This is a genomic window from Mycobacterium sp. BK086, from assembly GCA_004362315.1.
Lineage (GTDB): Bacteria > Actinomycetota > Actinomycetes > Mycobacteriales > Mycobacteriaceae > Mycobacterium.
The window spans coordinates 243,891-264,283 of sequence record SNWL01000007.1; the positions used below are offsets into that span (position 1 = coordinate 243,891).

The following is a 20,393-nucleotide window of genomic DNA, read 5'->3' on the forward strand; positions in this document are numbered from 1 at the left end:
CATGTCGTGGTTCATTCTCGTCATATCCGGTGTGCTCGAAGCGGTTTGGGCAACCGCGATGGGCAAATCCGAGGGTTTCAGCAAGCTGACGCCGAGCGTGGTCTTCTTCGTGGCACTCGCCGCCAGCATGGGTGGATTGGCCTACGCCATGCGGGATCTGCCCATCGGTACCGCCTACGCGGTGTGGGTGGGCATCGGCGCGGTGCTCACCGTGGGCTACGCGATGGCGACCGGGGACGAGACGGCATCGGTGCTGAAATCGGTGTTCCTGGTGATGATCATCGCCGGCGTGGTGGGGCTCAAGCTCGTGCACTAAGTGATGGACCACATTTCGAGCAGAGTCCGGATGGTCGCGACCAGCGCCAGCGGCTGATCCAGCATGGGGTGGTGGCCGGCCTCTGCGAGCTCGACGAACGGGCCTCGCAGCTGCAGCATGCTTCGGATCCGCTCAGCCATCTCGGGTGAGACCAAACCAGCCTCGGACCGGATATAGCCGATACGGCAACGCATTTCGGCCATCGCGCGGTCGAGCTTCTCCTCATCCGCGGGCACGCGACCCATCCGGACATGAAAGATCGCCGGATCGAACTTCCAGAACCACCCCTCTGGCGTTCGACGTATCGACTGGTCGGCGATATGACTCCAGATGTAGGGCAGCACGACGCTCTGGGCGGGAACCGGAGTGAATCGTTCGAGGATCTCGTCTTTCGATCGGTATCCGTGCGAGTGGTGTTTGCGATCGCGCAGCCGCTCCTCCTCGGGCGCCTCGTCCCGAAGCGGTGAGTCGATGACGACGATGCTGTCGATCTGCTCGCCGTAGTGTCCGGCCGCGGCCGACGCGACGGAGCCGCCCATGCTGTGACCGACGATGGTCGGCCGACCGGATGGCCCTTCGGCCTGCGCGGCCGCCAGCACCTCGCGCGCCCAGGTGCTGGGGCGGTACTCGGGGCGAGTCCCGCTGTCGCCGTGGCCGCTCAGGTCAGGCGCGATAACGCGGTGGGTTTGGGTGAAGAACGGTGCGATGTGGTCCCACCACCCCGAGTGGGCGGCTCCGCCGTGCACGAACAACAGCGGGGGCAGATCGCGGCTTCCCCACGCACGCAGGTGTATCCGGCAGTCATCGACGTCGATTTCGGAGTGTTCGGCCTGTTGGGCCAACGCGGTCGTGAACCACCCGGGCGGGCTTGGCGGTGGAGTGGACTGGAGCGTCGCTCTCTTCCGTCCAATGAGCGCCACCGCACCGTCCCCGTTTATGCCCGCAGTAATCCGGCCAGTTGGTGATTTTACCTGGCCGAAGATCGCTTCTTGACGCAAGGTGATCCCTACGCCCACCTGCTTGGTGATCAGGCGTAGCCGACCCACCCGCGGAAGGTGAACGCCGAGAAGAACTCGGTGACGCCGGTGAACCCCGCCTCGAGCAGGACCGCGCGATCCTGCTCCGGCGACAGCACCGGGACGTCCGTCGTAATGGCGTTGCGTGCCTTGACCACATCGTCGGGATCGATGCCTGCCGCAACGAGATTCGCGACGTGCCGCCCCATCCACAACTCCCGCTCGGCGTCATCGCTCTGCGGAAAGCTCAGGTGTGCAACGACGAATGGCGCACCGGGCACCAGTCGTTGCCGCACTTGCGCCGCGGTGTCACGCCGTTGCTCGTAGGGGAGAAAGTGCAGTGTCAGCAGACTGGTCGCAGCGGCAAACGGGCCAGGCGGCGCGTCGTCGATGTACCCATGGTGCATGCGAACCCGCGCCGCATGGGGTCCGAGGTTCTGTGCGGCGAGGTCCAACATCGCGGCAGCGGGGTCGACGGCGTCGAACGTCCACCCTGGCTGAGCTTCGGCGAACGCCTTGGTTTCCAGTCCGCCACCCGCCCCGAGCACCAGAATCCTGGCGTCTGACGGTGCACGTTCGTCGATGAGCACGGTGGCCAGGCGATGGATGTCCCGATAAGCGGGCACCATCTGAGCGGCGCGCTCCGCATACATCGCTACGTGGCCCGCGTCGTCGAATGGATTGAGAGTCTTGGTCACAACGCGATGGTGCCGACGCGGAGGCACGGTCGGCAAGGAATTTTGCCGATCAGGCAAGCCGCCGGGCTGCCTACAGGATGTGCCTGCGGCGTGCCTCGGAAATCGAATCGCCACGCTTGCCGACGCCGAGCTTGATGTAGATGCTCTTCAGGTACCACTTCACGGTGTTGATCGTCACGCCGAGGTTGCGGGCGATCTGCTTGTTGGACAGGCCACGTTCCAGCAGTTGCAGGATGTCGACTTCCCTTGCGTTGAGCGGCTCTTCGGGCAGCGGCGACCGATCGGCGACGCGGGCGATGACCGGGATCGCGGCGCTGCGCGCATCGGCGTGGGCGGTCGCGAGCACTCGGGACAGGTAGTTCGCAGGCACCTCGGGGAAGCCGGTGGGCTGGCGACTGGTGCGGCTGGCCTCGCGAAGCTGGGCAACCATCGTCACGATCTCCGGGCCGGCGTCGATAACCGTGCGGATCAGCCCGGCCCGAGCCGCTGTCGCAAGCGCCGGCACCAGCACACTCGACGCGGAGGCCGTATCCCCGCTCAGGTAAAGGACTTTCGCCAGTTTGATGCTGGTGGCGACCTCGCCGTACCGCCAGCCGACCGACCGGCTCTCGTCGCGCATCGCCGCGAGGATGCGGCATGCTCCCTCGAAGTCGCGATTGGCGCGCATGATTCGGGCTCGCATCCCGCGCTGGTAATAGCGCACGGCGAAGGCGATACCGTCCTGCCCCGTGGCGACGTCACTGGAACTGCGGGCCAGCGCGTCCTTGGCGCGGGGGATGTCCCCGACGGCCAGATGCAGGCGCAGGCAATCGCTGTAGAGCGCAGCCGACAGCCTCGGCATCGAAAGATGTTGTGCGGTATAGATTCCCTCTTCGAGCAGAGCCATGGCTTCGTCGATATCGCCCCGCAGGACCTTGATGCGGGCCAGCGTGCTGTAGGTCGCGATCATGAAATCCGCGACGCCGCTCTCCGCACCGAGCTCGTGACACTCCTCCAACAGCTTTTCCGCCGCGTCGATATTGCCGTGCTCGTAGTGCACCCGGCCGAGCAGCGCACCAGCCAGTCGGGCCGCGTGGGAGTGTCGCCCGGCCATCCGCTCGGCCACCGCCCTGGCCTCGGCGTAGCGACTCTCGGCGCTGATCAGATCGAGCCGGGCGAATGCGGCCAGGCCGGCGAAACACCGTCCGTAGACGCCGGCGAACGGTCCGGTGGCAGTCTCGTGATACGGAGTGGCCCAGCGTTGCCGGGCTTCTGCCGAGTCGTAGGCGAAATTGTGGATGTCGACGAAGGTGCTGATGTTGGCTGACACCGCGACCAGGAACGGCCGGTACCCGGAGTTCTCAACGAGATACGGCGCGACGAGGTCTGCGGCCCGGTCGATGCGATCGCCGTAGACGTCGATGCACGCCTGCACGACATTTGCTTCGCCCAACACGCCGGCGGTGGCACTTTCGGGCGCCGAGCCCAGCGCGGCACGGGCCAGGTCGAGCGAAACCTGAGCCTGCGTGCTGCGCTGCAATAGGCAGTTGGCCCAGGCGATTCCGATGTGCAGGTTCGGCCGGTCGGCGAGTAGCGGTTTGGGCAGCTTGTTCACCAGCGCGAGCAGCGTTGCCATCCGGCTGTGTTCGACCAGCGACATGGCCTGGCCCTCAATCAGATCCACCGCCTGGGGCCCGTCACCCGCGTTGAGTGAATGCGTGACGGCCTCGCTGTAGAGACCGTGTTCGGCGAACCAGGCTGAGGCCGTGCGGTGCAGACCGACGATCCGGTCGCCGTGATCGCGCTCCAGCCGCTGCCGGAGATATCCGGCGAACAGATGGTGGTAACGAAACCATTCGCGGTTGTCGTCGAGCGGCCGCAGGAACAGATCGCGACGTTCGAGATCCTCGAGGATGGCCTGACCGCGAGGTTCGCCGCTCACTGCGGCGGCCAGCCCGCCGCAGAGGCGTTCGCAGATCGACGTCGTCAGAAGGAAATCCAGAAGGTCGGCAGGCAACGTGTCGAGAACGTTCTCGGCCAGGTAGTCGCCGATGGAGTGGTGGCGCCCGGAGAAGTCGCGGATGAGCGCCGCCGGGTCCGCGCTGTTGCGCAGCGACAAGGTGGCCAGTTGCAATGCCGCCACCCATCCCTCGGTGCTGGACCACAACGTGTGCACGTCGTCACGATCGAGCTCGAGCGCGTTGAGTTCGAGGAGGAAGGCGGCTGATTCGTCCTGGTCGAAACGGAGCTGAGTGGCATCGATTTCGTAAACCTGCTTGCCGACCTTGAGTCGCCCGATTGCGGGTGCGCGGGTCCGGCTCGTCACGATCAGATGCAGATTGTCGGGTCCGACGTCGAGCAGGAACTCCAATATCGCTGTGGCACCTTGCCCTTCGATGAGATGCCAGTCGTCCAGCACGATCGCCAGCGGTCGGCCGTAATCGGCGCACTGATTGACCAACTCGGCCAACACGTAGCGCTGCGCATCGTCGGACTCGGCTTCCAACAACCCACCGAGATCGGCGCCGACAGTGGGTTCCACGCGGCGAACCGCCTCCACGAGATGGCCGAGGAACGAGCCGGTGTCGTTGTCGTCGCGGCCCAGGGTGATCCACGCGACCGGCACGCCTTCGGAACTCAGCACACGCTGCCACTGTGCCGCCAGCGTCGTCTTACCGAAACCCGCTGGGCCGTGGATCAATACCAGCCGTTTGGTGCTTCCCGCCCGCAGCAGGTCAATGAGGCGTTCACGGGTGATCAGCCCGCCACTCAAGGCCGGCGCCCGCAGCTTGGTCGACACGACCGGAGCGGGCTGCCTCCTGGGCTGCATCCGCCTAGCCTCCCCTTTTGGCCTCTGGATCCGGCCGCTGTTCAGCGTGCCGGTCAATTTGATGATGTCAGATATCTTGCCCCAGCGAAGCCTCACCTAATCATTGAGGTGATTTGCTGTCCTTTGGGTAGCCGGTGCAGGCAAAACGGGTAGCGACACAGTCAAATCGCATCCTCACAGCTAACTTGACCTCATCGGTGTCAGCCGTGCGCGCGTGATGAGGCGCCAAATCATCCCTAGGACGTCATGACCGACTTCATCGACCAAGCCATCGCGGGTAACGGCCTGGTCGCAGCGTTTCAGCAGGTCGTGGAATTGCCCAGCGAGACCATCGTCGGCTACGAAGCGCTTGCCCGCTGGCCCTCCCTGGACAATCCGTCGCCGCTCGACATCTTCGACCGCGCCGCGAAGACGGGCAGGCTGGATCGCCTCGACGAGCTGTGTATTCGTGCCGCCACGCAGGGTGCGGTCCAGCGCAGGTTCACGCCGGGGGCGCTGTTGCTGGTCAATTGCGAACCTGCGACACCAGCCGTCGATCCGACCGTCGATGCCGATGTCATGCGCGCCGCCGGGGCGTTCCGTCTGACGTTCGAGATAACCGAGCGGGGCCTGCTCACCAACCCCCGGGCGTTGCTGCGCAAGGTTGCGGCTCTGCGGTCGCTGGGGTTCGCGATCGCGTTGGACGACATCGGCTCAGATCCCGATTCGCTGGTACTGCTCGATGTCGTCGCGCCGGACATCCTCAAGCTCGACATGGGCTTGGTTCAGCGGCAGCCGGATCGGATGCATGCCCGCACGGTCGCGGGGATCATCGCTCACCACGAGCGCACCGGCGCCGTGATCTGCGCCGAAGGCATCGAGACCGCCGACCATCTGGAGCAGGCGCTGGCGTACGGAGCGACGCTCGGCCAGGGCAACTGGTTCGGTGCCCCCGGCGAGGTGACCAGCACGCCGAAACCCTTTGACTGGCCCGCGCGACGGACTCCCTGCCCGCCGGCCGCGCATCATTCGACGATGGACCTGGCGATTGCCGGCCTGCCCACCCGGACGGTACGCAAGCAGACATTGACCGCCCTGTCCCACCACATCGGCGGGATCGCCGCCACCGCGCAGAACGCTCCGATCGTCCTTGCCACCCTGCATCCCGACGAGCATCTGGATCTGCACACCGAACAGATGTATTCGGCCATCGCCGAAAGGTCGCCGTTGGTGGCGGTGTTCGGCCGGAACAGCTTGAGCGGATTCGGGCCGAGAGTGCGCGGAGTGACGTTGCACCGCGACGATCCGCTGTTGCGCGAGTCGACGCTGCTGGTGCTCGGGCCCGAAACGGCCTGCGGGCTGATCGCCCGCGAGCGCCCCAGTCCCGCAGTGCATTCGGTCGACGCCGAGAAACGCCGCTACGACATGGTGATCACCTATGACCACCAACGCGTCACCGCCGCGGCACGGCCACTGCTCGACCGTCTCGTCTGATCGTTTGCTGTTCGTGCCGCGAATGTGAATTCCGTGCGGGTTATGGCCTGCGCCGATGTCGGCTGACGTAGCCACGTCGATTTCGCGAATTCTGGTGCCCGAAACACGATGTCGGCAAATTGACTGACACGACAAAATCTGGGACGTCGAGGCGTATAGATGTTTCAGATGCAATGAAATTGCTGGTCTACGCGTGGTTGGGGGCGACATGTCCGGTAGGCACACCTCGAAGGCATCGGCGAAAGCGCAACGCCGGCGACAGCCGTACCTGTGGCTCGGTGCGGGTGCGGTGACACTGGGCGTCGGCGCGGCGCTGGCCAGCGGGGCCGGGGTTGCTGCTGCCGACACCGGCGGGTCGGCAGGATCCGGATCGTCGAGCAGTCACGCCGATTCGTCGGCGGGACCGTCGAGCAAGACGGCCGGTCCCAAGCGGTCGGTGAATGCCGTCGCCAAGAGTGCCCGGGTGAACTCGCCCCGGGTGGTCCGGGCCGCTGCGGCTCCTTCGGCGGCGGCCGTCAATCCGCTCAGCGGGTGTGCGCCCAACAAGGACTGCTCGAACCTGAACCTCAGTGGGAAGAACCTCGCCGGTCTGAACCTGACCGGATACAACTTCACCGGGGCGAACCTGTCGGGGGCGAATCTGACCAAGGCGACCCTGGCCGGAGCGACGTTGACGGGGGCGACGCTGGCGGGGTCGAACATGACCGCTGCCAACCTGACGGGGCAGAATCTGCAGGGCTTCAACCTGGGTGGGGTGACGCTGGTCGGCGCGAACCTGACCAACGTGAACCTCACCGGACAGAACCTTCAGAGTCGAAATCTGACCTCGGTGACGCTCGTCGGCGCGACATTGACCGGTGCCGCGCTGGCGGGGGCGAACCTCACGTCGGCGAACCTCACGGGCCAGAACCTCCAGGGTTTCGATCTGAGCGGTGTCACGCTGGCCGGGGCGAACCTGACCAATGCGAATCTGACGGGTCAGAACCTGCAGAGCAGGAATCTGACCCGGGCGACCTTGGTCGGCGCGACGTTGACCGGTGTGACGTTGACGGGCGCGAATCTGACGTACGCGAATCTGACCGGGCAGAACCTTCAGGGATTTGATCTGACCGGCGTGACGCTGGCCGGAGCCGGATTGGCCAACGCCAATCTGACGGGCCAGAACCTTCAGGGTGTGAATCTGAATTCGGCGGTACTGTCCGGGGCCACGTTGTCCGGCGCGAACCTCACGGGGGCGAAGCTGACCGCGGCGTTGTTCGTCGGGACAAACCTGTCGGGCGCCAACCTCACCGGGGCGACGATGGTCGGGGCGAATCTGTCGACCGCGACCCTGACCGGGGCGACGCTGACGCGGGCGAATCTCACGGCGGCCAATCTGACCGGGCAGAACCTTCAGGGCTTCGATCTGACCGGCGTGACGCTGGTCGGCACGATCCTGGCCAATGCCAACCTGACGGGGCAGAACCTGCAGGGCCGCAACCTGACTGGGGCGACTTTGGTTGGTGCGACGTTGACCGGGGCGACGCTGACCGGGGCCAATCTGTCGCTGACGAATCTGATCGGACAGGACCTTTCAGCGTTCGATCTGACCGGTGTGACACTGGCCGGGGCGAATCTGACCAACGCCAATCTGAGCGGGCAGAACCTGCTGGGCAAGAACCTGGCGGGGGCGACGCTGCTGGGTGCGAATCTGACCGGCGCGACGTTGACCGGGGCGAATCTGAGCTTGGCCAATCTGATCGGCCAGAATCTGCAGGGCTATGACCTGACGGGCACTCTGCTGGTCGGGGCGAACCTCTCGGGTGCCAATCTGACCGGGCAGAATCTGCAGGGCCGCAACCTAACTGGCGCGATCCTCATCCAAGCGACGTTGACGGGAGCGAACCTCTCGGGTGCCAATCTCACCAAGGCCAATCTGACCGGTGCCACCCTGACCGGGGCGAGCATGGCGGGAGCGAATCTGAGCCTCGCCAACCTCACGGGCCAAGATCTTCAGAGTTTTGACCTGACGGGCGTCACGCTTACCGCGGCGAATCTGACCAACGCGAACCTGACCGGACAGAACCTTCAGAATCGCAACCTCACCTCGGCGACCTTGGCCGGGGCGAACCTGTCCGGCGTGAACCTGTCGGGTGCGAATCTGACCAAGGCGAATCTGGCGGGTGCCACGCTCACCGGTGCGACGTTGACCGGAGCGAATCTCACGAGCGCCAACCTGACCGGGCGGGACCTCCAAGGGTTGGACCTGACCGGCGTGACGCTCGTCGGGGCGAACTTGACCAACGCCAATCTGGCCGGGCAGAACCTTCAGAACCGGAACCTCACCTCGGTGACGTTGGTCGGGGCGACGCTGACCGGTGCGACGCTGTCGGGTGCGAATCTGACCGGTGCCAATCTGACGGGGGTGAACCTGCAGGGTCTCGATCTGACGGGCGTGACGTTGGTCGGGGCCGTGTTGACCAACGCCAACTTGACCGGGCAGAACCTTCAGGGTCGAAATCTCACTGGGACCAGATTGGGCGGCGCGGTGCTGGCGGGTGCAAATCTGGCCAACGCCAACCTCACCGGAGTCACGTTGGTCGGGGCGACGCTGACCGGTGCGACGCTGACCGGCGCCAATCTGACCAGTGCCGCTCTGACGGGGCAGAACCTCCAGGGGTTTGACCTGACCGGCGTGACGCTGGTCGGAGCGGTCCTGACCAACGCCAATCTGAGCGGCCAGAACCTTCAAGGCCGGAATCTGACGAAGGTCACCTTGGCGGGGGCGAACCTCACCGGTGCGACGTTGACCGGGGCCACACTGACGTCGGCCAATCTGACCAACGCGATATTGACCGGACAGAACCTTCAGGGTGTCACCCTGACCGGAGCGGTCCTGGCCGGTGCGAACCTGAGCAACGCCACGTTGATCGGGCAGTACCTGCAAGCCGTGAACCTGGTCGGGGCCAACCTGTCCGGGGCGAATCTGACCAGCGCCAACCTCGTCAAGGCGAATCTTCAGGGTGCGAACCTGACGTCGGCCAACCTGACGTCGGCAAATCTCGGCGGGGCGAACCTGCGGGTCGCGAACCTGACCGGGGCGATCCTGACCGGTGCGAACCTCAGCGGAGCCAATCTCACCGGGGCCAATCTGACAAATGTGGTGCGGTAGGTGAACCGTTCATCACGCGGATTTGTCGGAGGCAATGCCTAGCATCCCCGGCATGAACTTCATCTCGACACGCATCATCACGGCCGACGTCAACCGGCTCGTCGGGTTCTACGAGCTCGTCACCGGAGTCGCCGCCGTGTGGGGCAACGAGCTGTTCGCCGAGATTCCCACGGCCATCGGCACTCTGGCGATCGGCAGCGACAAGACGGTGCCGCTGTTCGGCGTCGGATCTGCCGAGCCGGCAGCCAACCGGAGCACGATTCTGGAGTTCATCGTCGAGGATGTCGACGCCGATTTTGAACGTCTGCGCGAGCATCTCGACGACATCGTGACCGAGCCGACGACGATGCCGTGGGGCAACCGGGCGCTGTTGTTCCGCGACCCCGACGGCAATCTCGTCAATCTGTTCACCCCGGTCACCGATGAGGCCCGCGCGAAATTCGGCGGCGCCGCGGCGCGCTAGTATCCGCAAATGCGCGGAACACGCTCGTCCACGGTACTTCTCGGCATGATCGCCGTCGCACTCGTCGTTACCGGGTGCGGTGGTTCGGGCTCGAACACCCGACAACCCGCGGCACCGGCCACGTCGACCGCGTCCGCCAAGCAGGCCGTGCCGTTCGGGACCGCGGTCGACATCGCCTCGGACGGCGGTACGGCGACCTACACCGTGGACAACCTGGCTCCGGTCCCGCGCAACGCCCAGATCGTCCCGGCCAAGGGAACGATGTTCGCCGTCGACGTGACGATCGTCGCCAAGAGCGGAACGGTCGCCTACAACGGGTTCTGGTTCGTCGCGCGGACCGCCGACGGTGGGAACGTCGCGCCTGCCGTCGGTGCCGTCCAGCCGGGCATCACCTCCGGACAGCTTCAGGATGGACAGCAGGTCGCCGCGCACCTCGCCTACGACGTCCCGCAGGGCAAGACGATCACCGGGATCATGTTCCGCGATCCGAAGGGCAAACTCCTGTCGGTCTGGGCGGCATGAGGCCGCTGACCAATCAGTCTGCGAGGACTCGGATTTCGTCGCCGAGTCGGTAGGTCCCGACCAGGGGCAGAGTGTCCCCGCTCCAGAATCGTCCGGGGTCGAACCAGTTCTCGTTCTTCTCGGTGGCCAGCAGGCCCATCTCCTCGTAGGTGATGGCGACCGTCTCGGCGCAGTAGGCGGTCTGCAGCCCCACTTCCCGCTCGGCGACCTTGCGTCGCTCGGCGGATTCGCGAACTTTCTTGTGCACGAACGGAATTCCGCGAGTCCAGTCGCTGACGGTGGGGAGCCGGCCGCGTAACCAGCGGCCGGTCAGCCGCGCGGTGGACGGAAACGGGGTGCCATCCATCCGGGCGATCACCTTCAGCATCTGGTCTTCATGTTCGCGGGTGACGGCCGGGGTGAGCTGACGCAACCAGCAGCGCTGACCGTACTGGTGCAGCCACTGTTCGATGGCTTCGCGCGCGTCATTGAGTTGCACGCCGCGTTGATTGGTGCCCGTCCACAGGTCCAGGAGCTTGTGGCCGAGTTCGGCATGCCAGATCAGTGGCGGCATGTCGTCGAGCGCGACCGTCATGCCGACGTGGTTGACCGGCGCGTTGGTCAGGGTCTGGATCGCCCGGTCCGGGCCTGACCCGCCGCGGAACAGCCAGACGTCACCGGTACGGGTCTCGTTCAGCGCCTGTGTCAAAGACACGGTGTGCTCGGTCACCACCGCAGCTTAGTCTGGTCGGCATGCGCGGTATTTGGAAGCTGATCGGGCTGGCCGGTGCGGCCGGCGTCGTCGCCGGTGGTGTTCTCGTCGCTCGGGACCAGCGCCGCCGCGAGGCCTACACCCCTGACGAGATTCGCGCGCGGCTGTATCAGCGGCACGCCGAAGCCACCGACAGCCGTTGAGTCAGTAAGCAGAGCGATGAATTTCCAACAAAAGTCGCTCTCATTACTGACTCAACGCAAAAACTAGGCCACCGCGTAGAGACGGTGGGTTCCGCTGAACCCCTTGAGTTCGGCGTCACGGCCCCGGTCGAAGGACTGCCGATCACCCACCGCGGTGCGCACCGATTCGCTGACCAGGATCTCGCCGCCGTCGGCCTGGCTGGCGACCCGCGCCGCCATTGCCACGTTGCGGCCGAACACGTCGTCGCCGCGCAGCACCGACTTGCCCATGTGGATTCCGATGCGCACCCGAATGCTGTTGTGCCGCGCCCGTTTCGCATCGCGTTCCAATGCGCGCTGCATCGCCACCGCGCAATTCACCGCAGCAGTGGGATCGGCGAACGCCACCATGAAACCGTCGCCCTGGCTCTTGACGACGTGCCCGTCGTGCGCCTTGACCAGGCGGCGGACCAACCGGTCATGGCTACCGATCAACCTCACCCACGCCCGGTCGCCGATGCGTTCGTTGAGCGCGGTGGACTCTTCGATATCGGAGAACATCACCACCAATTTCCCGTCCGGAGCCAGCCGGGCCAGATCCGGGCGTTCCACATCGGCCCAATCGGCGAGCTCCTCGATCGACGATCGCACCGCACCGCCCAGGCCCTGGGTGCGCACCAGATTGGCGGTCTGCCAGACCTGCTTGACCGCCTCCCGGCCGCCGGACCAGAGCATGGTGCGGGTGTCCAGGCGGGCTCGCAGCTCCTCGGCGTCGCGCTCGCTGGCCTGCAGGCGAGAGCGCAGCACGACCAGCGCGATGGCCTCGGCCACCGCCAGTACCGCCAATATCGCCGCCGCAATCGTCCAACCCACTCCTGCGCCGCCCTCCGGTCGGGAATCCTGAACTGATGATGCCTCCCTACTACGAGAGCAGATTCATCCGCGCCAATCACCCGGATCGGGCGCAGGCGATCTGGTTGCGCTGGACGCTGCTGCTGCCGTCACCCGGTGAGGCGGTGGCCGACGTGTGGGTGATGGTCTTCGACCCCGACGGCGGGGGCAATCGCGCCATCAAGGTGCCCCATCCGCTGACCGACGCCGACTACCTGTCCGATCCGTGGTCGGCGCGGATCGCCGACACCGTGATCGACGACGTGCGGGCCCGCGGCGTGCTGGACGGCGCCAGCTGGGATCTGGCCATCGCACCCGGCGATGAACCGGCGGTCAAGCTGCTCACCGACCGCGCGTACACGGCCAAGTTCCCGACCGCCAAGACCCAGGTACGCCACCCGCTGGCTCGCTTCGACGGCACGCTCGTGTTCGGCGAGACCACGGTCGCGGTCGGGTCGTGGCGGGGCAGCGTCAATCACAACTGGGGCAGCAAACACACGCCGGCGTACGCGTTCGGCCAGGTGTGCGGATTCGACGGTCACCCGGGCTCCAGCCTCGAAGTCGTCACGGCCCGCGCTGCCGTCGGGCCGCTGCGGCTACCGGCGGCGACGTTGTTCGTGCTGCGCCACGCCGGGTGGGAGGTGGCCGTGCGTTCGGTGCTGGCTGCCCGGCACACCCACGGGTCCTACGAACCGTTTCGCTGGACGTTCGGCGGCCGTGCCGACGGATTCGAGGTACGCGGCGAAATCACCGCTGAGCCGGGCGATGTCATCGGGCTGACCTACACCGACACCAACTCCCACACCAAGTACTGCTACAACTCAGCGCTGGCAAACTGCCGGATCACCGTGTCCGGCAACGGGCTTGACGCCGAACTGGTCGCGGCCCGCCGAGCCATGTTCGAGATCCTCACCGACGAACGGCATCGCAGTGTTCCGATTCTGCGGTAAATGGAGTAGTCGACCACTCTAAGGCGGCCGCCGTGGTGGTCTGATCCTGAGTTTCATGGTCGCTATCCACGAAACCGTCGATGTCAGCGCGCTACCCCTGGCGCCCGAGAATCCGATGTCCTATCGCGAGAAGATGGACGCCCTACGCAACTTCCACACCGGCTTCGAGCGGATGCGCGATGCGGGCGGGCCGGTGAGTCGTGTGGTGCTCGGCCCGAAATGGTTGGTGCAGCCCATCGTGGTGGTGACCTCACCACGCGGCGGGCGCGACATGATCGGGCGCAGCGGCGCGTTCGTCGACAAGACCGCCAGTGTCCATGTGGAGCTGCGTAAATTGCTGGGCGGCAACCTGTTCAGCCTTCCGCATGCCGAGTGGCTGCCGCGAAGGCGCAGTCTCCAGCACGTCTTCACCAAGAAGCACGTCCTGGAGTTCGGCGGCCACATGGCTCAAGCGGCGCAGGCGATTTGCGACAGCTGGAGCGATGGCGCCCAGATCGATCTGGACAGCCAGTGCAGGCTTCTCACGCTGCGGGCGCTGGGCCGCTCGATTCTCGGCATCGACCTCGACGAGTGCAGCGACCAGATCGCGGGACCGCTGCAAGTCACGCTGTCCTACGTCGCCGATCGGGCCATGAGTCCACTGCGGGCGCCGAGCTGGCTACCGACACCCGCGCGCAGGCGCGCCCGCAACGCCAGCAAGACCCTGCACAAGCTCGCCCACGACATCCTGATGGCATGTCGGCGTGACCCGGATCGGGACGCGCCGCTGGTCCGGGCACTGCTCGACGCGGTCGACCCCGATACCGGCCGGTCATTGTCGGATGACGAAATCTGTGACGAGCTAATCGTGTTCATGCTGGCCGGCCACGACACCACCGCCACGACGCTGACGTATGCGCTGTGGCAGCTGGGCCAACATCGCCATCTGCAAGACCGGGTGCGTGCCGAGGTGCACGCGCTCGGACCTGCCGGACCGACACCCGAGGACGTGTCCCGGCTCACCTACACCACTCAGGTACTACATGAGGCGCTGCGGCTGTGCCCGCCCGGTGCGGCGTTGACCCGGACCGCGGTGCGCGATATCGAAGTCGACGGCTACCGTGTCGAGGCCGGGACTCTCGTCGCGTTCGGAATTTGGGCGGTTCAACGAGATCCGGCATTGTGGCCCGACCCGTTGAGCTTCGACCCGGAGCGCTTTCGCCCGGATCGGGCAAAGCAGATCGAGCGCTACCAATACCTGCCGTTCGGCGCGGGACCACGCTCATGCATCGGCGATCACTTCGCGATGCTGGAAGCCACGCTGGCGCTAGCAACCATCATCGGACGATGCGAAATCGGCTCGCTCACCGACGACTTCCCGATTGCCGTTCCGTTCACCGTCGTGGCGAGCGAACCGGTGCAAGCGATCGTGGTGAAACGTTGACCGAATCCACTGGCTCGACGCCGGTAGCTGCGTAAACTGCGGCCGTGGGGGAGAGCCGGTCCTGGCCCGTCCTGAGACGGGGAAAGGAACTAGCCGCGATCCAGGCGACGCTGCACGGTCGGCCTGGCATGTGCGGCACATTGCTTCTCGGCGACGCGGGCGTCGGGAAAACCACCTTGGCCCGGATGGCCACCCAGTCATCGCGCGCGGGTGCGGTGTGGGTGGCCGGCACCGAGTCCGCTCGCGAGGTGCCGCTGGGCGTCTTCGCCCACTTGCTCGGCGGCCCCATGCCCGCCGACCCAGTTGCCATGCTGGGCGCTGCCTTTCGCGCCGTTCGGCGCGAGAAGCTCGCTGTCATCGGGATCGACGATGTTCACCTCGTCGACCATCTGTCGGCGACCCTGGTACATCAACTCGCCGTCGAAGGCGCGGTGCGCATCGTGGCGACCGCCCGCAGCGGCGAGCCGATCCCCGACACGATCACCGCCTTGTGGAAGGACGGGTATCTCGCCCGACTGGATATCGTCCCGTTCACCAAGGACGAGGCTGTCGAACTGGTCGAGACCGCGTTGGGTGGACACCTCGAACAGCTGTCGGCCGACCTCATGTGGGAGGCCTCCAGCGGCAACGCACTGTTCGTCAGGCACCTCGTCGAAGGTGCTTTGGAGGCCGGAACCCTGCGGCAGGTCAACGACGTCTGGCAGCTGCGGGGAGAGGCCGCGGTCGCAGCCAAGCTTGCCCCGCTGCTCAGCAGCCGGCTGGACCGGCTGCCCGAGGACGAGCAGCGAGCGCTGCATCTGCTCGCGGTATCCGAACCGGCGACGTTGGCCGTGATGTCCGAACTCGTCAACACCGAGACGCTGGAGCGCGCCGAGCGGCGCGGCCTGATCCGCATCGTCGACGACACCGGCACCGCCGACATCCATTTCACCCATTCGGTGATCGGCGAGGTGATCAGACGCAACCTCGGCGAGGTGGCGAGTCGCCGGCTGCGGACAGAGTTGTTGGCCGCCATGGACTTACACCCGCCGCAGGCTCCCGCGCAACGGCTGCGCCGGGCCGAACTCTCCCTGCACGCCGACACCAAGGTGGATGCCGAATTCCTCTCGCGGGCAGCCGAAGACGCGATCGCGCTGATGAACATCACGCTGGCCGAGCGGCTGGCCCGCGTTGCCGTCGCCCAGGGTGGCGGGCTGGTGGCCAGTGAACTGCTGGCACGTACCCTGCTGTGGCAGGGCAGGGCGCCGGAGTCCGAAGAGATTCTGGCGTCGTTCGACCCCGACACCCTCACCGAATTCGAATTGGCTCGCTGGGGCATGGCGCGAATTGCCAACCTGCAGTGGTCGATCGGAGACAGTGAGGCCGCCGCCGAGATCCTGGCGATGTTGCAGCAGCGGGTCAGTCACCCGAGGCTGCGGCTGGTCGTCGACGGACTCGCCGCGGCGCTGCTGGTGCTCGACAACCGACTCGAGGAAGCCGCCGAGCTTGCGGATCAAGTGCTGGCTGACCCGACCGCTCCGCCGATCGCCGTCGGCTGGGCCGTATTCGGCGGCGGTATGGCCGCCGCCCTGAAGGGGTGTACTGCCGACGCGGCACGGGCGGCGGCCCGGGGTCGCGAAGTGTACGACAAGATCGACGCACTGCAGCGATTCCTGCTGACGTTGGGCGAAGTCCGGGCATTGACGCTGGCCGGCGATTTCGATGCGGCACAAGCCCGTTCAGGCGACGTCGTGCGCATCACCTCGCCAAGTCAGTACCGAGTCCGCGCGATGGCCAACGTCCTGGCCGGCACCGTCGAGATGGGCCGCGGCCAGCTGCGGGTGGCGATGGGCAGGCTGGAGGAGACGCTCGCCGCGCTCAGCGGCGAATCGGCCGCGTCGTGGAACCTGCCCGCCAGATTGCTTCTGGTGCAGTGCTATTGCGGGCTCGGCTACGACGCGGAGGCCGCCCCGTTGGTGGCCGAACTGCGCGAGCTCGTCAGCCGGGGCGCGACGATGTTCGAACCACACGTCCGCAACGTCGAGGGATGGCTGGCGGCGGCCATGGGGCATACCTCGGGTGCGATCACCGCGGCGCTGGAAGCCGCCGATCTGGCCGCCGCATCGGGGCAGCGGGCGATCGAGCTGATGGCCTTGCACGCCGCCGCGCGCTTCGGCGACAAGAGCTGCCTGCCGCGGGTGGTCGAGGTGGCGTCGGCGATCGGCGGGCCGCTGGCCGCTGTCGACGCGGCCCATGCCATCGGGTTGATGAACGGTGATGGGGCAGAGGTGTTTTCGGCGTCCCAGGAATTCGAGCGGATCGGGGCGCTGCTGTCGGCGGCCGACGCGGCCGCCCAGGCGGCGGCGCTGTTCGAGGCGGCCGGGCAGCGCCGCAACTCACTGGAGGCGGCGGCTGCCGCGGATCGCTTGGGCGCCGCCTGCGGTGGGCTGAAAACCCCTGCGCTGTCCGCGACTTCGCAACCACTGCCGTTGAGTTCGCGCGAGCGGGAGATCGCCCACCTGGTGGCGCGCGGGATGTCCAACAAGGAGATCGCGGCGCGGCTCGTCGTGTCGACACGGACGGTGGAAGGCCACCTGTACCGGATCTACGTCAAGCTCAACCTGACCGATCGGGATGATCTGGGGCGGATCATCCGTCGCGAGGACGGCGACCCGTCTAACGGGTGACCTGGTCGACGATCAGAGACAGTTGCGCGGTGACCTGGTCCAGCGGGGCAATGCTGCGCTGGGCTCGGCACATCGCGACGGTGCCTTCGACGGCGGCGACGATGAGAGTCGCGACGCGCTCTGCTTCGGCCTCTTGGCAGCCGGACTTGCGGAGCGACTCCGCGAGTAATGCGGTCCATCGCCCGAAGGCGGCGGCCGCAGCATCCCGGGGTGCGCTGTGATCGTCGGGCACGTCCTCGACCGAGACGGCCAGCACGGGGCAGCCGGCGCGGAAGTCGCTGTCGAGCACGACTTTTCGCCACATATCCAGGAACGCCTGGAGGCCGGCCCTGGGCCCTGCGGCGAGTTCCCGTGACAGGACGTCCACGGTGAGATCGTCGGCCCAACGGACGGCCTCGGTCGCCAGGTCGTACTTGCCACCGGGGAAATAGTGGTACGTCGAACCGAGCGGCGCGTCGGCATGCTTGGCCAGTTCACGCACGCTGGTCGCGTTGAGGCCGCGCCGACTGATCATGTCCGCCGCCCCGACGACCATGCGCTGCCGCGAGCGCTTGTCTTCTGCCACCGCAACCTCTCTTGCTATGACGATCGCTATAGCCTACCGTTGGCCCGGTTATAACAGTCGTTATAGGAGAGGCCGGGATGAGAAGTCTGATGTTCGTCGCGCCAGGGCGGTTGCGATTCGACGAGGTCGAAGCGCCGCGGATCATCGAGCCCGGCGATGCGCTGGTCAGGCCGCTCGCGGCGACGACGTGCGACTTGGACCACCACGTCATCGCCGACAAGACTCCGTTCTCCGGGTTCGGCCCGTTTCCGCTCGGCCATGAATGCGTAGGCACAGTGGTCGAGGTGGGACCGGACTGTGCCGATGTCGCGGTCGGTGACGTGGTGGGTGTGGCCTGGCACATCGCCTGCGGCAGCTGCGCACAATGCGTGCTCGGTCATCCGGCCCGGTGCCTGCGCCACGGTGACGCGCAGTACGGCCTGCCGGTCAACGGATCCTGGGGCGGGACCTTCTCAGAACTGATCCGGGTGCCCTACGCCGACTACAACCTGGCCCCGCTGCCGCCGAGTGCCGATCCCGTCCACCTCGCCTCGATCAGTGACAACCTGGCCCTGGGCTGGGAAACGGTGATGCCGACGATCCACGGGATCGCCGACCCGCAGGTCGCGGTCTTCGGCGGAACCGGATCGATCGGCCTGTATTGCGTCGATGTCGCGGTGCACTGCGCTCGGGCGCGCACCGTGTATTTCGACGACGACCCCATCCGAATGTCGGTTGCCGCGCAGCTTGGCGCCGAGGTCGTGGACATCAATGGCAAGCGGGAGAAGGACTTTCACCTTGCGATAGATGCCTCCGCCGATCCAGATCGGCTCCGCAAAGCACTGATGTCGGTCGTGCCCGAAGGTCACGTCAACAGTGTCGGCATCTACTTCCAGGACGTCACGCTGCCGATGCTGCAGCTCTACGTTCGTGGAGTGCACTTCCACAACGGCAAAGGTCATGCCCGCCCCAATATGACACCGACATTGGATGCTGTCGCCGCAGGAGCGCTGCACCCGGAACTCGTCACGAGCGGGGTCTACGGGTGGGATGAGATCCCGGAGGTGTTGACCTCACCGTCCGCCGGGCACAAGCCGATCTTCGTGCTCGAGCCCCGCTAACGGGTGACGAACGAGACGACGGCCTCGCTGAAGGCGTCGTTGTCGTCGCCGGCGGCGGTGTGACCCGCATCGGCGAGTTCGACGAATTCCGCCCCCGGCACCTTGGCGAGGAAGTCCTGCACCCCCTCGGCGCTGACCACATCGGAGAGCTTGCCGCGGATCAGCAGGATCGGGATGGTCAGGTCGATGGCCGCCTGCTCGATCCGCTCCACCCGGATGAACGGGTCGTCGTCGGGCGCGGTCAGGAACGCCGGATCCCAATGCCAGAACCACCGGCCGTCGCGCAGCCGCAGGTTCTTCTTCAGGCCGTCGAGATTCTTGGGCCGCTTGCGATGTGGCAGGTACTCGGCGATCGCGTCGGCCGCCTGCTCCAGGTTCTCGAAACCGTGCACATGGCTGAACATGAAGTCCCGGATCCGGGCGCTGCCGCCCTTCTCGAAGCGGGGCACCACATCGACCAGCACCAGCTTGGTCACCGTCACCGGTCCGGCCGCCTCGGCGACCAGGATGCTGGTCAGCCCGCCCATACTGGCCCCGATCAACACCACCGGCCTGCCGATCTGCTCGAGCACGTGCAGGACGTCGGTGGACAGCGCGTCGACCGAGTACTCGCCCTTGGGCGCCCGGTCGCTGTCGCCGTGTCCGCGCGCGTCCAGCGCGATCACGTGGAAGCCATGGTCGGCCAACACCTGGCCGGTGTTCTTCCAGGAGAACCGGTTCTGGCCGCCGCCGTGCAGCATCAGGATCGTCGGCCGGTCGGCCGCCTGCGGGGCGCCGCGGTTCCATTCGTCGCCCACCAGCGTGAGGTCGTTGTCGCCCCGGAACTCCACTGTCTGTAAACCACTGTTTGTGCTGCTCACGGGCATCCTCTCGACCGAACCTGAACAGCACGTTACCTAGCGGTGCTAGCGATGACTTTCGGCACCCCGACAGGTCAACCCCAACGACACCCACCTACAGGAGGCCAGCCGTGCCAACCATCACCCCGTCGCTGTGGTTCGACAACGACCTCGAAGAGGCGATGCGCTTCTACACCGGCGTCTTTCCGAACTCGTCCATCGAATACGTCAACCGGTATACCGAGGCAGGTCCCGGCACCGCGGGCGAAGTCGTGTCGGCCGGATTCACCCTCGACGGCACCCGGTTCGTCGGGATCAACGGCGGACCGGTGTTCTCGTTCACCGAGGCCGTGTCGTTCCTGGTCGAATGCACTGACCAGGCCGAAGTCGACTACTACTGGGACGCCCTTGTTGCCGGTGGTCAGGAGTCGCAGTGCGGCTGGCTCAAGGACCGCTTCGGTCTGAGCTGGCAGGTGGTACCCACCCGGCTCTTCGAGCTGTTGAGCGATCCCGATCCGGCCCGGGCGGCCGCCGCGACCGGCGCCATGCTCGGAATGCGCAAGATCGTCATCGCCGATCTGGAGGCTGCCGCAGCGAACCCGTGACGGCCCTCACAGGGCCTACCGGTAGCCTTTCGC

At 66.2% G+C, this 20,393-nt stretch carries 18 protein-coding genes; 11 read left to right on the plus strand and 7 right to left on the minus strand.

Annotation, left to right across the window (positions count from 1 at the left end):
* The first annotated feature begins 1 nt into the window (after window position 1).
* On the plus strand, window positions 2-316 hold the full coding sequence (locus EV580_RS24915; protein ID WP_133694550.1) for a DMT family transporter: 315 nt from the start codon (window positions 2-4) through the stop codon (window positions 314-316).
* Here the strand turns inward: EV580_RS24915 and EV580_RS24920 are convergent.
* The 3 genes from EV580_RS24920 to EV580_RS24930 all read right to left on the minus strand — a co-directional run bounded on the left by EV580_RS24920 (window position 313) and on the right by EV580_RS24930 (window position 4,839).
* Window positions 313-1,236 carry an alpha/beta fold hydrolase gene (locus EV580_RS24920; RefSeq protein ID WP_133694552.1) on the minus strand — a complete coding sequence of 308 codons (924 nt, stop codon included), beginning with the start codon at window positions 1,234-1,236 and terminating at the stop codon, window positions 313-315. The genes EV580_RS24915 and EV580_RS24920 overlap by 4 nt on opposite strands.
* A gap of 107 nt (window positions 1,237-1,343) precedes the next feature.
* Window positions 1,344-2,030 carry a class I SAM-dependent methyltransferase gene (locus tag EV580_RS24925; protein ID WP_133694554.1) on the minus strand — a complete coding sequence of 229 codons (687 nt, stop codon included), beginning with the start codon at window positions 2,028-2,030 and terminating at the stop codon, window positions 1,344-1,346.
* A gap of 70 nt (window positions 2,031-2,100) precedes the next feature.
* Window positions 2,101-4,839, minus strand: coding sequence for a winged helix-turn-helix domain-containing protein (locus tag EV580_RS24930; protein ID WP_133694555.1), 2,739 nt, complete (start codon window positions 4,837-4,839; stop codon window positions 2,101-2,103).
* Window positions 4,840-5,085: 246 nt separating this feature from the next.
* On the opposite strand from EV580_RS24930, the gene EV580_RS24935 reads away from it, so the two are divergent.
* The 4 genes from EV580_RS24935 to EV580_RS24950 all read left to right on the plus strand — a co-directional run bounded on the left by EV580_RS24935 (window position 5,086) and on the right by EV580_RS24950 (window position 10,448).
* A complete protein-coding gene (locus tag EV580_RS24935) occupies window positions 5,086-6,312 on the plus strand; it encodes a sensor domain-containing phosphodiesterase (protein WP_133694556.1) in 1,227 nt (408 codons plus the stop codon).
* 208 nt (window positions 6,313-6,520) lie between these two features.
* Window positions 6,521-9,463: a pentapeptide repeat-containing protein gene (locus tag EV580_RS34115; protein ID WP_133694557.1), complete on the plus strand. Its 2,943-nt coding sequence runs from the start codon at window positions 6,521-6,523 to the stop codon at window positions 9,461-9,463.
* Between the two features lie 52 nt (window positions 9,464-9,515).
* Complete coding sequence (locus tag EV580_RS24945) at window positions 9,516-9,926, plus strand: VOC family protein (protein ID WP_133694558.1); 411 nt, start codon at window positions 9,516-9,518, stop codon at window positions 9,924-9,926.
* 9 nt (window positions 9,927-9,935) lie between these two features.
* A complete protein-coding gene (locus EV580_RS24950; RefSeq protein WP_133694559.1) occupies window positions 9,936-10,448 on the plus strand; it encodes a DUF1942 domain-containing protein in 513 nt (170 codons plus the stop codon).
* A gap of 13 nt (window positions 10,449-10,461) precedes the next feature.
* Here EV580_RS24950 and EV580_RS24955 read toward each other — a convergent pair whose 3' ends face one another.
* Window positions 10,462-11,142: a guanylate cyclase gene (locus EV580_RS24955; protein WP_133695021.1), complete on the minus strand. Its 681-nt coding sequence runs from the start codon at window positions 11,140-11,142 to the stop codon at window positions 10,462-10,464.
* A gap of 38 nt (window positions 11,143-11,180) precedes the next feature.
* Between EV580_RS24955 and EV580_RS24960 the strand changes: the two genes are divergently transcribed.
* Window positions 11,181-11,342, plus strand: coding sequence for a hypothetical protein (locus EV580_RS24960; RefSeq protein ID WP_133694560.1), 162 nt, complete (start codon window positions 11,181-11,183; stop codon window positions 11,340-11,342).
* A gap of 63 nt (window positions 11,343-11,405) precedes the next feature.
* Here EV580_RS24960 and EV580_RS24965 read toward each other — a convergent pair whose 3' ends face one another.
* Window positions 11,406-12,194 carry an adenylate/guanylate cyclase domain-containing protein gene (locus EV580_RS24965; RefSeq protein WP_133694561.1) on the minus strand — a complete coding sequence of 263 codons (789 nt, stop codon included), beginning with the start codon at window positions 12,192-12,194 and terminating at the stop codon, window positions 11,406-11,408.
* 35 nt (window positions 12,195-12,229) lie between these two features.
* On the opposite strand from EV580_RS24965, the gene EV580_RS24970 reads away from it, so the two are divergent.
* The 3 genes from EV580_RS24970 (at window position 12,230) to EV580_RS24980 (ending at window position 17,251) form a co-directional block, all read left to right on the plus strand.
* Complete coding sequence (locus tag EV580_RS24970; RefSeq protein ID WP_133694563.1) at window positions 12,230-13,162, plus strand: hypothetical protein; 933 nt, start codon at window positions 12,230-12,232, stop codon at window positions 13,160-13,162.
* A gap of 55 nt (window positions 13,163-13,217) precedes the next feature.
* The gene (locus tag EV580_RS24975) at window positions 13,218-14,585 is read left to right on the plus strand and encodes a cytochrome P450 (RefSeq protein ID WP_133694565.1); all 1,368 of its coding nucleotides are present in this window, start codon (window positions 13,218-13,220) and stop codon (window positions 14,583-14,585) included.
* A gap of 128 nt (window positions 14,586-14,713) precedes the next feature.
* Window positions 14,714-17,251: a helix-turn-helix transcriptional regulator gene (locus tag EV580_RS24980; RefSeq protein ID WP_286171848.1), complete on the plus strand. Its 2,538-nt coding sequence runs from the start codon at window positions 14,714-14,716 to the stop codon at window positions 17,249-17,251.
* Here the strand turns inward: EV580_RS24980 and EV580_RS24985 are convergent.
* Window positions 17,241-17,816, minus strand: a complete 576-nt coding sequence (locus tag EV580_RS24985; protein ID WP_133694568.1) for a TetR/AcrR family transcriptional regulator — start codon at window positions 17,814-17,816, stop codon at window positions 17,241-17,243. The genes EV580_RS24980 and EV580_RS24985 overlap by 11 nt on opposite strands.
* Window positions 17,817-17,893: 77 nt before the next feature.
* On the opposite strand from EV580_RS24985, the gene EV580_RS24990 reads away from it, so the two are divergent.
* A complete protein-coding gene (locus EV580_RS24990) occupies window positions 17,894-18,916 on the plus strand; it encodes a zinc-dependent alcohol dehydrogenase (RefSeq protein ID WP_133694570.1) in 1,023 nt (340 codons plus the stop codon).
* Here the strand turns inward: EV580_RS24990 and EV580_RS24995 are convergent.
* Window positions 18,913-19,776: an alpha/beta fold hydrolase gene (locus EV580_RS24995; protein WP_133694571.1), complete on the minus strand. Its 864-nt coding sequence runs from the start codon at window positions 19,774-19,776 to the stop codon at window positions 18,913-18,915. The two genes, EV580_RS24990 and EV580_RS24995, sit on opposite strands and share 4 nt — an antisense overlap.
* Before the next feature lie 110 nt (window positions 19,777-19,886).
* On the opposite strand from EV580_RS24995, the gene EV580_RS25000 reads away from it, so the two are divergent.
* A complete protein-coding gene (locus tag EV580_RS25000) occupies window positions 19,887-20,360 on the plus strand; it encodes a VOC family protein (protein ID WP_133694573.1) in 474 nt (157 codons plus the stop codon).
* The last annotated feature ends 33 nt before the right edge of the window (window positions 20,361-20,393 follow it).